A 12,552-nucleotide genomic window follows, 5' to 3' on the forward strand; every position below is an offset into this window, starting at 1 on the left:
ATGTTGCGCCCGTCCCTTGGCCGGCGGCGCGACCGAAAGGCGACGAGATGAGCGATAGCAACCCCTTTGGCGGCCCGTTTGGCAGCAATGGCGGCCAGTATGCCACCACCGTGCAATATGGCGGCACCGATGCCGCGCGTGAGAAGGTCGCACTTGCGGAGGCGCCGGCCGACGTCATCAAGGACACAACGACCGCTGGATTTGCCGCCGACGTCATCCAGGAATCGCGTCGCCAGCCGGTGCTGGTCGATTTCTGGGCGCCGTGGTGCGGCCCCTGCAAGCAATTGACGCCGCTGCTGGAGAAGGCGGTGAAGGCCGCCGGCGGCAAGGTCAAGCTGGTCAAGATGAATATCGACGACCATCCATCGATCGCGGGCCAGCTTGGCATCCAGTCGATACCGGCGGTCATTGCCTTCAAGGACGGCCAGCCGGTCGACGGCTTCATGGGCGCCATTCCCGAGAGCCAGATCACGCAATTCATCCAGAAGGTTGGCGGCAAGAACGGTGGCGCGCCGCAAGTGGCCGAGGCGCTGGCCGCGGCCGCCGAAGCGCGCGACGCCGGTGACGTGCAGACAGCGGCCGACATTTACGATGCCATCCTGGAACAGGCGCCGGAGACGATCGAGGCGATCGCCGGCTTGGGCGACCTGCTGTTCGAGGCCGGCGATGCCGAAGGTGCCGAGGCGGTGCTGGCGCGGGCGCCGGAAGCAAAGAAGGATGCGCCCCAGCTCGCCGCGCTGCGGGCCAAGATGGCGCTCGCCGCGCAAGCCGCGGCACTGGGCAATCCGGCGGAACTGGAACGGCGGCTGGCCGAAAATCCCGGGGATCACCAGGCACGGTTCGAGCTTGCCATGATCCAGAACGCCAAGGGTGATCGCATGGCGGCGGCCGACAATCTGCTGGCGATCATCAAGGCCGACCGCTCGTGGAACGACGACGGCGCCAGAACCCAGTTGCTGCAGCTCTTCGAGGCATGGGGCATGACCGACGAAGCAACGCTGTCGGCACGGCGCAAATTGTCCTCGCTGCTGTTTTCCTGAGCCGGCGCAGACTGTTTTGTCGCGCGGGCTTGCGGTGGGCCGCGGCTGCGCCAGATTAGGTTTTCGGACGGCGTTCGATTTCGGGTTTCCAGTGTTGCGCCTTGTGCCGGCCGGGAGGAGACGGATTTGGTGCGCTTCCTGACAAAGCGATCGGAGGATTGAGGTGCAGGCGGGAAACGCACATTACCGACTCGCTGCGGACTTACCGTCGACCATGCCGATCTTTCCGCTCGAGGGCGCATTGCTGCTGCCTGGAGGCCGCATGCCGCTCAACATCTTCGAGCCGCGCTATCTGCAGATGGTCGACGAAGCGATCGCCGGGCCGCGGCTGATCGGCATGATCCAGCCCAGCCTCGACGGTGCGCTGCGTTCAGACGGCGAGCCGGAGCTCTGCAATGTCGGCTGTGCCGGGCGTATCATTGCGCTGTCCGAGAGCGGCGACGGCCGTTACCTGATTTCGCTGCAGGGCGTGTGCCGGTTCCGCATTGTCCAGGAGCTCACGGTCAAAACACCGTTCCGCCAGTGCCGGCTGACACCTTTTCTCGCCGATCTCGACGAGGAGCAGGCAGACGCCGAGATCGACCGGCCGGCGCTGCTCAAAGCGTTTCGCGCCTATCTGCAGGCCAACGATCTGGAGGCCGACTGGGAAAGCGTCAGCCGCGCCGAAAACGCCATGCTGGTCAACGCACTGTCGATGATGGCGCCCTACGGGCCGGCCGAGAAACAGGCGCTGCTCGAAGCGGCCGATCTGAAGACACGCGCCGAGACGCTGATCGCCATCACCGAAATGGCGCTGGCGCGCGACAATGAGGATTTCGGTTCGAGTTTGCAGTAGGCTCTTGCCTTCTCCCCTTGTGGGAGAAGGTGGATCGGCGCGCAGCGCCGAGACGGTTGGGGGGTGCTGGACGGAGTGCCGCCGGTGCCAAGCTGGAACACCCCTCATCCGACCGAGCTTCGCTCGGTCACCTTCTCCCGCGAGGGGAGAAGGTGGGCCGCGCGCAAAAACCTGAAGCGGTCGCCTTGTGGAAGGATGGATCGGATGGCGGATGGACGTGACGGGAACAGGACTGTCGACCCCAAGCTGCTGGAACTCTTGGCCTGCCCGCTGACCAAGGGGCCGCTTGCCTGGGATCCGGAGCGCGGCGAGCTTATCTCGCGGGTGGCAAAGCTTGCCTATCCGGTGCGGGACGGCATTCCGATCATGCTGCCATCGGAGGCGCGTGTCATCACCATAGACGATGCCATGCCGCCGCCGCCGCGCCTGGGTGGAACGCCCTGAGTGCTGCGGTTCAGAACCGCTCCGTTGCGATCTTTCGCGCCTCTATTGAAAATTGCGCCCTTTGGGCATGACCTTCTCTGCCTTTCCCAATAATTCCGTTTGCGCGATGCTATCGGGCCGAACCTCGTCTGCACGGCTCGACAGTCTGTCCGCAGGCTTTGCCTCTTCCAGCAGAACCGACAGCCACGGCGTCAGATCCTCGACCTTCTCGGCGACGATATGGATGACGTCCGATTCCGATTGCAGTTTGCCGGTGACGCGGATGAGACGCGCGCCCATGACGATGGGGCGGAAGCGGTTGAAGGTCCTTTCCCAGAAAATGATGTTGGCGACCGCATTCTCGTCCTCCAGCGTCAGGAAAATCGCCTTGCCATTGCCCGGCCGCTGCCGCACCAGGACAAGGCCGGCGACCGAAACGCGCCGGCCGTCCCGCACCTGGCCGAGGCGCGCATTGGGCGTAACGCCGGACCGATCCAGCCTTTGACGCAGGAAGGCGACCGGGTGCGCCTTCAGCGACAGGCCGAGCGAGCGGTAATCGTGGACGACGTGCTCGCCGAGCGGCATTGTCGGGAGCCTGGTCTCTGGCTCGAGATCGCGCAAGCGGATCGCCGGCTGGTCGAACAGCGGCAGCTTTTCGGCGGCACTCTTGCCGTCGAGCGCGCGGACCGCCCATAGAGCGTCGCGCCGGTTCAATCCAAGCGAGCGGAAAGCGTCGGCCTGCGCCAGTTTTTCGATCTCGTCGACGTTGAGGCCCGAGCGCAGCCAGACGTCGCGCACGGATGCATAGCCGGCGCCGCGCCTCGACACAAACGCTTCCATGCGCTCCTTCGACAGGCCCTTGACCTGGCGAAAGCCAAGCCGGACGGCATGGCTGGTCCGGATGACGCCGCGCATCTGGGCATGGCGGTCAAGGATACGATCCGGATCGAAAGGCGATTGCTCCAAGGCGCAGTCCCAGCCGGAAAAATTGACGTCGACCTCGCGGATCTCGACGCCGTGGTCATGCGCGTCGCGGACAAGCTGGGCCGGCTGGTAAAACCCCATTGGCTGGGAATTCAGGATCGCGGCGCAGAACACGTCGGGATAGAAGGTCTTGAACCAGCAGGAGGCATAGACCAGCAGGGCGAAGGAGGCGGCGTGGCTTTCGGGAAAGCCGTATTCGCCAAAACCCTCGATCTGCTTGAAGCAGCGCTCGGCGAAGTCTTTTTCGTAGCCCTTGGCGACCATGCCGTCGACCATTCTCTTGCGGTAATTGCCGATCGTGCCGGTGCGCTTGAACGTCGCCATGGCGCGGCGCAGTTCATCGGCCTCGCCCGGCCTGAAGCCGCCGGCGACGATGGCGATCTTCATCGCCTGCTCCTGGAACAGCGGCACGCCCAGCGTCCTGCCGAGTATTTTTTCCAGTTCCGGCTTGGGATATTCGGGTTTTTCCTTGCCTTGCCGCCGGCGCAGATAGGGGTGGACCATGTCGCCCTGGATGGGGCCGGGCCGCACGATCGCCACCTCGATGACGAGGTCGTAGAAGCTTTTCGGCTTGAGCCGCGGCAGCATCGACATCTGCGCGCGCGATTCGATCTGGAAGACGCCGATCGTATCGGCGCGGCAGATCATGTCGTAGACATGTTTGTCCTCGGCCGGCAGAGTGGCCAACACATAGGGCCGGCCGTACGCGTCCCGCGCTTGCGGATAATGCTCCCGGAGCAGGGTGAAGGCGCGCTGCAGGCAGGTCAGCATGCCGAGCGCCAGTACGTCCACTTTAAGGATTTTCACCGCGTCGAGGTCGTCCTTGTCCCACTCGACCATCTTGCGCTCGTCCATCGCCGTCTTGACGATGGGCACGATCTCGTCGAGCCGGTCCCTGGTGATGACGAAACCACCGACATGCTGCGACAAATGACGGGGAAAGCCCATGATCTCGTTGGCGCATTCGATCACATGACTTGTCGATGGATCGGTCTGATCGAGGCCGCCGGCCTTTGTCTCCTTTTCGCCGAGCTCCGAGGTCGACCAGCCCCAGATCGAGCTGGACAGTGCGCCCCGGACGTCGTCCGACAGGCCCATCGCCTTGGCCACTTCGCGCATCGCCGAGCGGCCCCGGTAGCTGACGACGGCGGCGGCCAGCGCGGTACGCTTGGTGCTGTATTTGGAATAGATGTACTGGATGACCTCCTCGCGCTTTTCATGCTCGAAATCGACGTCGATGTCGGGCGGTTCGTTTCTTTCCTCGGAAATGAAGCGCTCGAAAAGCGTGTCGATCTTGTCCGGGCCGACTTCGGTGATGCCAATGCAGAAGCAGACGATCGAGTTGGCGGCGGAGCCGCGCCCCTGGCAGAGAATGTTCTGGCTGCGGGCGAATTTGACGATGTCGTGGACGGTCAGGAAATAGCGCGCGTAGTTCAGGCGTTCGATCAGAGCGAGTTCCTCCTCGATGCGCTGCGTCACAAAAGCGGGTACGCCCGAGGGGTAGCGGATGGCGGCTCCCTCCTTGGCCAGCCTTTCCAGCTCGGCCTGCGGCCCGAGACCCGATTCCGTCGGCTCGTCGGGATAATTGTATTGCAGGTCACTGAGCGAGAAGGTCAGCTCGCCGGCAAAACGCAGCGTTTCCGCCAGCGCTTGCGGATGCCTGCGGAAAAGCCGTGCCATCTCCACCGGCGGCTTTAAGTGACGCTCGGCATTGGCCGCCAACTCCAGCCCCACCTCGGCGACGGGCACATTGAGGCGGATCGCCGTCAGCACGTCCTGCAGCGGGCGCCGTTCCGCCGTATGGTAGAGAACATCGTTGGTCGCCATCAACGGGATGCCGGCCAGCTCGGCCATCGCCGCCGCCTGCTCGATCCGGAAGCGGTCGTTGCCGCGGTAATCCGGCGAAACCGCCAGCCGCAGGTTTTCGCCGAAGCGATCCTTGAGCCGGCTAAGCAGTGCGAGGCTGGTTTCCGCATCCGCCGATAGATCCGGCAGGATGGCCAGCGACAGGAGATCGCCCCATTCGAGAAGATCGCTCTGTTTGAGGAGCGTTGCCCCTTTTTCGTTTTCGTCACGCAGATTGGCCTGCGTCAGCATGCGGCAGAGATGACCCCAGCCCTTGCGGTCTTGCGGATAGGCGAGGATGTCCGGCGTGCCGTCGCAAAAAACCAGGCGGCAGCCGGGATGATAGGAAACACCCTCCACCTTGGCCTGTTGCCAGGCGCGCACCACGCCCGCCACCGTGTTGCGGTCGGCGAGACCGATCGCCGAAAACCCCAGGAATTTTGCCGCGACCACCAGCTCCTCCGGTTTCGAGGCGCCGCGCAAGAACGAGAAGTTCGACTGGATGCCGAATTCGGCATAGGGGATGGCCGTCAGCGCATTCATGCGAAGATCCCATGCATGAACCAGCGCGGCGAAGGCTGCGAGGCGCCGTAGAGGCCCTGGCGATAGAGCCAGTAACGGCGGCCATCGGCATCCTCGATGCGGAAATAATCCCGGGTTGGCTCATCTTCTCGTCCCGCCGCCCCTCGCCACCATTCAGGCGCGATGCGCTCCGGCCCTTCAGCGCGCGCGACCCGGTAGAGCGCGCGCCGCCAGCGGAAGTTCAAAGGCGGGCCTTCCGGCATTTCGGTGGCCGGCACCTCGATCGGCTCGGGCGAACGGAAAAGCCGGATCGGCCGTTCCGGCTGGAAGACGGTCGAGGGAGCGTCCTTCGCCTTGTCGGGCTGCTTCGGCGGCGAGCTTCTCTGCGGCGCCTCCGTAAAGGGAAGGGTGGCGACGGCGCGCTCCGGCAAATGGCTCTCGACGGCGACCGGCTTCAAGACCGCGCCTTCGCCGAGCCGGGCGCGAATGCGGTCGGCAAAAAGCGCGATATCGGCACCGTCGTCGTTCGTCTCGCCGGCAAGGTCGGCCTGCTGCATGTCGAAGGCGGCGACAGTCAGCACCGAAAGGCGCACGAGATCGAAGCCATAGCCGGCGTCGATGTCCTGTTCGAGCGCGGCAAGCCTTTCGTGGAACAATTTCTGGATCAGCCGCGGCTCGCGCAGAGGCCGCGAGGTGCCGACGGCGATGCGGCTGACGCCGCCATCGACGCGGAAGAGCAGCAGCGCCAGCCGCCTTGCGCCCTCGCCGCGACGCTCGAGGTCGCTCTTCAAGGTGGTCGCCAGCATGCCTGTCAGCCGCTCGATGTCCTCGGTCAGCATGATCGGTTCGGCAAGGTGACGCTCGACCGAAAGCGGTGCCACCGGCAGGCGCGGCGACACGGCCTCCTCGAGGCGGCCAAGCGCCTGGTCGAGGCGCAAGAGCAGCGATGCGCCGAAGCGGCGGGCCAGCGGCGCGCGCGGTGCTGCCATGACGGCGCCCGCCGTGCGCAGGCCGACGCTTTCGAGGCTGGCGCGGACCTCCGGGCCGATGCGCAGCGCCGCCAGCGGCAAGGGCGCGAGAAGCGCTTCCTCCTCGCCATCGGGAACGATGCGGTCGCCGGCAAACCGCGCCGCCGCCCAGGCAGCACCAGGCGTGGCGGCAAGCCCGGCGCGGACATCGAAGCCCTGATGGAAAAAACGCGACAGGATATCGTCCAGCATCGAGCGTTCGCCGCCGAAAAGATGGGTGCAGCCGGTGACGTCGAGATAGAGGCCGTCGGTCCCGTCGAGCGCCACCAGCGGGGTATAGCGGTCGCACCAGTCGGCGAGGCCTTCGAGCAGGCGCCGGTCGGCCTCCGGATCGGCCTCCACGATGTCGATCGAGGGATGCATGGCGCGCGCATCGGCTATGCCCATGCCGCGCTTCAGATTAAGCGCCTCGCCCCGCTCGTCGAGGGCGGCGATGCGCTGGGTGTTCCCTTGGCGATGGCTGACCACCAGCGGCAGGTGATCCGACGGCCGGGAACGCCAGGACCGCCCCAGACGCTGCCGCAGGATCCTCTCGGCGGCGAGATGCGGAAACCACAGGGACAGGATTCTTTGGCCGTTCTGGGGTCCATTCCTGAGACCTTCTTTCCTCGCCCCGTCTTTCTTCGAATATGCGTTCATCGGGGTTCCACTCCAGTGTGAATTTTCCGGGCAAGGCAGTGCGGCTCTTGCCGATGGTGACGGTGAAGGCGGGCCGGCCGATCGAGCCGGCGAGCGGGCCGGCAATCGTCTGGCGCGCTGCCGCCGGTGCCGGCGACAGGACGAGGCGGACCGGCGCTGCCGTCGGCTCGGGCTCGCCGGCCTGGCGCAGCAGGAACAGCGGTCGGCCCGCACTCTGCGCCCGGGCGTGCAGCCGCCGCGTCGCGGTGAGGTCAAGCCGCTGCGGGCTGCCGCGGATTTCGAGGATGACAGCGGCCAGCGCCGTCATCCGGGCAGCCTCCTCGGCGATCCACAGCGCATCGAGCAGCCTTGGCGCCTCGGAAAACAGCAATTGCTCCGGCTCGATGCCGAAGAAGGCGTGAAGCCCCCTGGCATAGGGAAAGCCGGCCTCACGGAAAACCTCGGATGTGCCGATCCACAGCACCGGCAGTCGCGGCCCCTGGCTGAGGATCAGGCTGACGAGCGACAAGGCAAAACCGGCGACGGCCCCGGCATCGCGGGTCGCGGCGCCATGAAACTCGCTCAGCGCCGCCTTCGGCAGGCCGCCGCTCAGCGCAGCATCGAGGCGCTCGGCGCCGGTGCGCAAAAACGCATCGGGCGGCGCCACGGCGAGGCCGCGGCGGACAATGGTCAGATTCCGAGCGGGTGCCGGATGCCGAGAGGGTGCCGGACTCTGACGAGGGACATCCGCGTCAAACGACGAACCGGCCGGCGCCTCCAGGCGTTCGGGCAAGGTCCCTTCGATCTTCGCGATCTGGCGGCGCAGGGCAAAAACAGTCTCCCGCGCCACGGCGCTTGTCGCCATGACGGTCAGCTTCCACTCACAATTGTTCCTGTTATGTTCCTATAGATTCCAGAGGCAGCCCGAAGAGTCAAGCGGAGTCATGGGGAATTTATTCCCAATTATATACGTGACAAAGTAAGCGCCACTTGGGATAAATGATTCCAAGGAGTTAGCCCAATGCGCCTCGACAGCCCGATCTTCCAAGACGCCGACGCCGCCCGCATCCATTTGGAAGCGCAGCGCTGGCCGTATGGTCCTAACTGCCCGCATTGCGGCAACGCCAATCCCGATCGCATCACCAAGATGGAAGGCAAGGCGCATCGTCCCGGCCTGTACAATTGCATGGAATGCCGCGAGCAGTTCACGGTCACTGTCGGCACCGTATTCGAGCGTTCCAAGATCGCCTTGAACAAGTGGCTTCTGGCGACGTTCCTCATGGCTTCGTCAAAGAAGGGCATGAGCGCTCACCAACTGCACCGCATGCTTGGCGTTACCTACAAGACCGCCTGGTTCATGGCGCACCGCATTCGCGAGGCAATGAACGAAGACGTTCAGTCATCTGGCCCGCTCGGCGGCGAAGGCAAGACCGTGGAAGCCGACGAAACGTATTATGGACGCCGCGAAGATGGCTACGTTTCGCCGGAGCGCAAAGGCCGTCCGTATCTAAAGCGCAAGAAGCCCATGAAGAACGCCGTCATTGGTCTGGTCGAGCGTGGCGGCAAGGCTCGCATGTTCCATGTCCAGCACGCTACCAAGGTCGCCGTGCGCGATATCCTAGTCCGCAACGCCGACCGTCAATCGACCCTCTACACCGACGAAAGCGCCCTCTATCCAGTTACTGGCCGCGAGTTCTCCAAGCACGATACCGTGAAGCATTCCGCCGGCGAATACGCTCGCGGCGACGTGCATACGAACACTATCGAAAGCGTGTTCTCCGTCTTCAAGCGCGGCATGGTCGGAACGTATCAGCATTGCGGCGAAGCTCATCTTCACCGCTACCTTGCCGAGTTCGATTTCCGGTATAACCGCCGCACTGCATTGAACGTTTCGGATACGGAACGTCATGACCAGCTGCTCGCCAAGATCGAGGGTAAGCGCCTTACCTATCGGCGGATTGGTGAAAGCTCGCACGCTTAAACAAAAAGCCCGCAAGCTACTCCGAAAGCGAAAGAAGAAGCCCCTGTGAAAACGGGGAATGACGGCTTGTAGGAGTCGTCGCGCGTATTCGAATCAACTAATGTCTGATTCGGTCTAACTCCAGACCGGCCACGGGACGCGCCCTGAACGGGCGGGGCGCTATCCCGCGTTCCGGTTAACCGGGGACCATCCCGGCGGAGGACACGAACATGGTCGCATGTTCATGGCCGAAGGCCGTACACGTCACCTTCTACGTGCGTGTACGTTTTGGACGACTTGAGTTCGTCCGCGAGCATTGCAGGAGTTATCCGTCCTACTAAGGCGGAAACCTCCCAAGTGCCAACTGGCCCCGCTTCGGCGGGGTCTTTTTTAGAAGCTGAATCGTGTCTCAATTCGCTAGTTTTTGCAAATCGTTTCGTCCCCGGTCTGTTCTGATTTTGGGGATTTATTTTCGTCTTTGGGCTTGGGACTGGCTTGATGTGGCTTCGGCGGCGTCTTCAGCATCCGCTTTAGCGTCTCGTTGAACTGGGCTTCGTTATCTTTGGAGGTTTTGCCGGGCATGGAACTTGACTCGCTATTCGACAGTCCTAGCGCGCTGATCGACCATGCACGGGACCACATCAAAGATGCCGAGGATCGGTGTCGCGCCTTTTTCGAGGCGACACCATACACCAAAGTCATCGATGTAGATTTTGAAAAAAGGGAGGAGATCCATAAGCTCAGGCTTTCCGCGAAGCTCCCCGCCAAGATCAGCGCAGTCGTCAAAGACGCGACAGGCAACCTTCGCGATGCGCTCGATCATGCCGTCTTCGCGAGCGCCGTCGCGATTTCTGGCAACGTCAATCCCAGTGATACCGGGTTCCCCTTCGCTAAAGACGCTAATGGCGTAACTGGTGAATTGCACGGAAAACGACTGAGGGGAAATCCTCCTGAAATCCGTCCTTTCCTGGCTTCGCTCAACCCACACGAGACTGGCAATGCGCTGCTGTGGTCCCTCAACAAAATACGGAACCCCAATACGCATCGCGTAATCATCCCAGTCGGGGCCGCCACGATAGCGGGAGACGCCTCGATGAATGGCTTCCACATCATTGGAGGCCTTAGGTTTGGCTACAGCCGTTGGCACCCTACGACAAACGAGGTCGAATTCCTCCGTGTTGGCATCGGATCGATAGTGAACTACCAAGTGGATATCACCTCGCATGTAGCTTTCGGCGACATTGAAACTCTGCGCGGCAAAGAGATCATTGGAACACTCCTTGCGATGGCGACCGAAGTCGAGCGCATCGTTAGCGGTATAAAAGCAGAGACCGCCCGCATTCTCCGCGAGCGGGCTCCCTAGCGTGCCGGCCTGTCGGTTCGAATCATAGGGCATATTCCCTTACTTTCTCAAGTATATAATTGGGAATTTATTCCTGTAGTGGCGCATGACACGGGCCCTCCAGTCCGATCATTTGCCGAGTCCGGCCCGAAAGCCTATATGCCGGGATCAAAGGACAAAGCATGGCTCGCATCTACCAAACACGCATCTGGCACGACCAGCTTTCGCCAACGATGGAGGAAATCGAGCTCCTGGCGCTGGAGGCCTATGCCCATCTGCCGGAGGAGTTTCGCAAGCTGACCGGCGAGATCGTCATCCAGATCGCCGAATTCCCGACCGACGAGATCATGGACGACCTTTCGCTGGAAACGCCCTTCGACCTGCTCGGCCTGTTCGAGGGGCGCGGCATCGCCGAGCGCTGGAACCCGCAGACCGGCGAGGGGCCGAACCGCATCACGCTCTATCGCCGCGCCATCCTCGACTACTGGGCCGAGAACGAGGAAACGCTGGGCGACATCGTCACCCACGTGCTGATCCACGAGATCGGCCACCATTTCGGCCTGTCGGATGACGATATGGAGAAGATCGAGGAGGCAGCGGAGTGAGCGACCCCGCTCCTCGTCATCCTAGGGTACTCCGCGACGTCGCTTCGCGACTGCTTCGCCTTAGGATGACGAAGGACGAGCGCTTCAGCGAACCTCCCTACCAGTCGCTGAGCTTGGTGTCGGGGCCGTATTCCTGGCCCTCGATGTCCTTCACCACCGCCTGACCGCAGCGCATGGTCTTGGCCTCCTTGTCATAGGCATAGGTCGGCGAGCCGAACAGGTGCCAGCCCTTGTTCAGCGCCGCCGTCACCTTGTGGCAGAAGCTGGCATCGTCCGGGCCGGACAGAAAGCGGTAGAGTTTCATTCTTCAATCCTGTCGTCAGTTACCATTAGTCATGCGCGAACAACGGCGGCCTTCGCCAGCAGTTTTTCGGCCTGCGCCAGATGCAGCCGCTCGACCATCTTGCCGTTCAGCGCGATCACCGCCTTGCCGGTATTTTCAGCGCGCGCGAAGGCATCCTTGACGGCGCGCGCCTCGGCTATTGCTTCGGGCGACGGTGCAAAGGCGCGGTTCGCGGCCTCGATCTGGGCCGGATGGATCAGCGACTTGCCGTCAAAACCCATGGCGGCCGCTTCCGTGCACTCGCGCGCAAAGCCGTCCATATCGCTAAAATCATTGAAGACGCCATCGAGCAGGTCAAGGCCGCCGGCGCGCGCGGCGAGCACCATCTGCATCAGCCATGGCACGAGATAGCGCCGGTCGGGCGTGGCGAGAATGCCTGTGTCCTTGACCAGATCATTCGTTCCGGCAACGAAACAAACCAGTCTAGAGGCCGGGTCGCGGCCGAGCTCAGCGATCGGCCCGATGTTGAGCAGCGCTTTGGGCGTCTCGATCATCGCCCACAGCTTGACCTCGTCCGGGATAAAATTGTCGTCGAGCACGTCGCCGGCCTCGAGGATGTCGCGCGGCGTATCGACCTTGGGCAGCAAGATGGCGTCGGGCGTGCATTTTGCCGCGGCCAGCAGGTCGGCGCCGCCCCACTCGCTCGACAGCGCGTTGATGCGCACGACCATCTCGCAGCGCCGGTTGGAAAGGCCGGCGAAAATCGCCGCCAGCTTTTCACGCGCGGAAGGCCTGTCGACCGGGGCGACGGCGTCCTCGAGATCGATGACGACGGCATCGCAGGCCAGCGACGGGATTTTTGCCAGCGCCTTGTCGTTCGAGGCCGGGACGTAAAGCACCGAGCGGCGCGGGCGATAGCTTTCGGTGGTCATCTCCGATCTATGCCGCCTGCAGCTGGCCGAGGCAAGCCGTGCATAAAAACTGCACGCAATTTCGGAAAATCTCCTCGTCTCCGCCCCGCTTGCCACCCGACAGAATGCGACAAGGGCGGCATGCAAGAGCAAACG

General features: G+C 63.2%; 12 protein-coding genes. 6 read left to right on the top strand and 6 right to left on the bottom strand.

Features of this window, described 5'->3' with window-relative positions:
• Positions 1-47 precede the first annotated feature (47 nt).
• From trxA to NKG60_RS28085, 3 genes are all read left to right on the top strand, one after another.
• Complete coding sequence (gene trxA, locus NKG60_RS28075; protein ID WP_352669081.1) at positions 48-1,040, top strand: thioredoxin; 993 nt, start codon at positions 48-50, stop codon at positions 1,038-1,040.
• Positions 1,041-1,203: 163 nt separating this feature from the next.
• Positions 1,204-1,875 carry an LON peptidase substrate-binding domain-containing protein gene (locus tag NKG60_RS28080; RefSeq protein ID WP_352669079.1) on the top strand — a complete coding sequence of 224 codons (672 nt, stop codon included), beginning with the start codon at positions 1,204-1,206 and terminating at the stop codon, positions 1,873-1,875.
• Positions 1,876-2,079: 204 nt separating this feature from the next.
• On the top strand, positions 2,080-2,319 hold the full coding sequence (locus NKG60_RS28085) for a Trm112 family protein (protein WP_023675986.1): 240 nt from the start codon (positions 2,080-2,082) through the stop codon (positions 2,317-2,319).
• A gap of 42 nt (positions 2,320-2,361) precedes the next feature.
• Here NKG60_RS28085 and NKG60_RS28090 read toward each other — a convergent pair whose 3' ends face one another.
• The 3 genes from NKG60_RS28090 to NKG60_RS28100 are packed head-to-tail and all read right to left on the bottom strand — an operon-like array spanning position 2,362 to position 8,160.
• Entirely contained in the window at positions 2,362-5,670 is a 3,309-nt protein-coding gene (locus tag NKG60_RS28090) for an error-prone DNA polymerase (protein ID WP_352669077.1), read from the bottom strand.
• Positions 5,667-7,145: a DUF6504 family protein gene (locus NKG60_RS28095; protein ID WP_352669074.1), complete on the bottom strand. Its 1,479-nt coding sequence runs from the start codon at positions 7,143-7,145 to the stop codon at positions 5,667-5,669. The genes NKG60_RS28090 and NKG60_RS28095 overlap by 4 nt, the downstream gene beginning before the upstream one ends.
• On the bottom strand, positions 7,078-8,160 hold the full coding sequence (locus NKG60_RS28100) for an ImuA family protein (RefSeq protein ID WP_352669072.1): 1,083 nt from the start codon (positions 8,158-8,160) through the stop codon (positions 7,078-7,080). The genes NKG60_RS28095 and NKG60_RS28100 overlap by 68 nt, the downstream gene beginning before the upstream one ends.
• Positions 8,161-8,316: 156 nt before the next feature.
• On the opposite strand from NKG60_RS28100, the gene NKG60_RS28105 reads away from it, so the two are divergent.
• Positions 8,317-9,276 (top strand): IS1595 family transposase, encoded by a 960-nt coding sequence (locus tag NKG60_RS28105; RefSeq protein ID WP_352976126.1) that lies wholly within the window; start codon positions 8,317-8,319, stop codon positions 9,274-9,276.
• Between the two features lie 396 nt (positions 9,277-9,672).
• Here NKG60_RS28105 and NKG60_RS28110 read toward each other — a convergent pair whose 3' ends face one another.
• On the bottom strand, positions 9,673-9,837 hold the full coding sequence (locus NKG60_RS28110; RefSeq protein WP_352976127.1) for a hypothetical protein: 165 nt from the start codon (positions 9,835-9,837) through the stop codon (positions 9,673-9,675).
• On the opposite strand from NKG60_RS28110, the gene NKG60_RS28115 reads away from it, so the two are divergent.
• Together NKG60_RS28115 and NKG60_RS28120 are read left to right on the top strand one after the other, a co-directional pair.
• Complete coding sequence (locus NKG60_RS28115) at positions 9,836-10,618, top strand: hypothetical protein (protein ID WP_352976129.1); 783 nt, start codon at positions 9,836-9,838, stop codon at positions 10,616-10,618. The genes NKG60_RS28110 and NKG60_RS28115 overlap by 2 nt on opposite strands.
• A gap of 161 nt (positions 10,619-10,779) precedes the next feature.
• Positions 10,780-11,202 (top strand): metallopeptidase family protein, encoded by a 423-nt coding sequence (locus NKG60_RS28120; RefSeq protein ID WP_023721935.1) that lies wholly within the window; start codon positions 10,780-10,782, stop codon positions 11,200-11,202.
• Between the two features lie 97 nt (positions 11,203-11,299).
• Here NKG60_RS28120 and NKG60_RS28125 read toward each other — a convergent pair whose 3' ends face one another.
• Positions 11,300-11,506: a DUF1737 domain-containing protein gene (locus tag NKG60_RS28125; protein WP_352458330.1), complete on the bottom strand. Its 207-nt coding sequence runs from the start codon at positions 11,504-11,506 to the stop codon at positions 11,300-11,302.
• Between the two features lie 29 nt (positions 11,507-11,535).
• On the bottom strand, positions 11,536-12,417 hold the full coding sequence (locus NKG60_RS28130) for an HpcH/HpaI aldolase/citrate lyase family protein (RefSeq protein ID WP_352869442.1): 882 nt from the start codon (positions 12,415-12,417) through the stop codon (positions 11,536-11,538).
• Positions 12,418-12,552: the final 135 nt, after the last annotated feature.

The organism is Mesorhizobium sp. M1428 (assembly GCF_040317515.1).
Classification (GTDB): domain Bacteria; phylum Pseudomonadota; class Alphaproteobacteria; order Rhizobiales; family Rhizobiaceae; genus Mesorhizobium.

Bases quoted from the DNA above. Each gene is read 5' to 3' on its own strand.
- NKG60_RS28110 (WP_352976127.1), bottom strand. From the start codon at position 9,837: ATGCCCGGCAAAACCTCCAAAGATAACGAAGCCCAGTTCAACGAGACG.
- trxA (WP_352669081.1), top strand. From the start codon at position 48: ATGAGCGATAGCAACCCCTTTGGCGGCCCGTTTGGCAGCAATGGCGGC.
- NKG60_RS28120 (WP_023721935.1), top strand. From the start codon at position 10,780: ATGGCTCGCATCTACCAAACACGCATCTGGCACGACCAGCTTTCGCCA.
- NKG60_RS28105 (WP_352976126.1), top strand. From the start codon at position 8,317: ATGCGCCTCGACAGCCCGATCTTCCAAGACGCCGACGCCGCCCGCATC.
- NKG60_RS28125 (WP_352458330.1), bottom strand. From the start codon at position 11,506: ATGAAACTCTACCGCTTTCTGTCCGGCCCGGACGATGCCAGCTTCTGC.
- NKG60_RS28100 (WP_352669072.1), bottom strand. From the start codon at position 8,160: ATGGCGACAAGCGCCGTGGCGCGGGAGACTGTTTTTGCCCTGCGCCGC.
- NKG60_RS28090 (WP_352669077.1), bottom strand. From the start codon at position 5,670: ATGAATGCGCTGACGGCCATCCCCTATGCCGAATTCGGCATCCAGTCG.
- NKG60_RS28085 (WP_023675986.1), top strand. From the start codon at position 2,080: ATGGCGGATGGACGTGACGGGAACAGGACTGTCGACCCCAAGCTGCTG.
- NKG60_RS28115 (WP_352976129.1), top strand. From the start codon at position 9,836: ATGGAACTTGACTCGCTATTCGACAGTCCTAGCGCGCTGATCGACCAT.
- NKG60_RS28130 (WP_352869442.1), bottom strand. From the start codon at position 12,417: ATGACCACCGAAAGCTATCGCCCGCGCCGCTCGGTGCTTTACGTCCCG.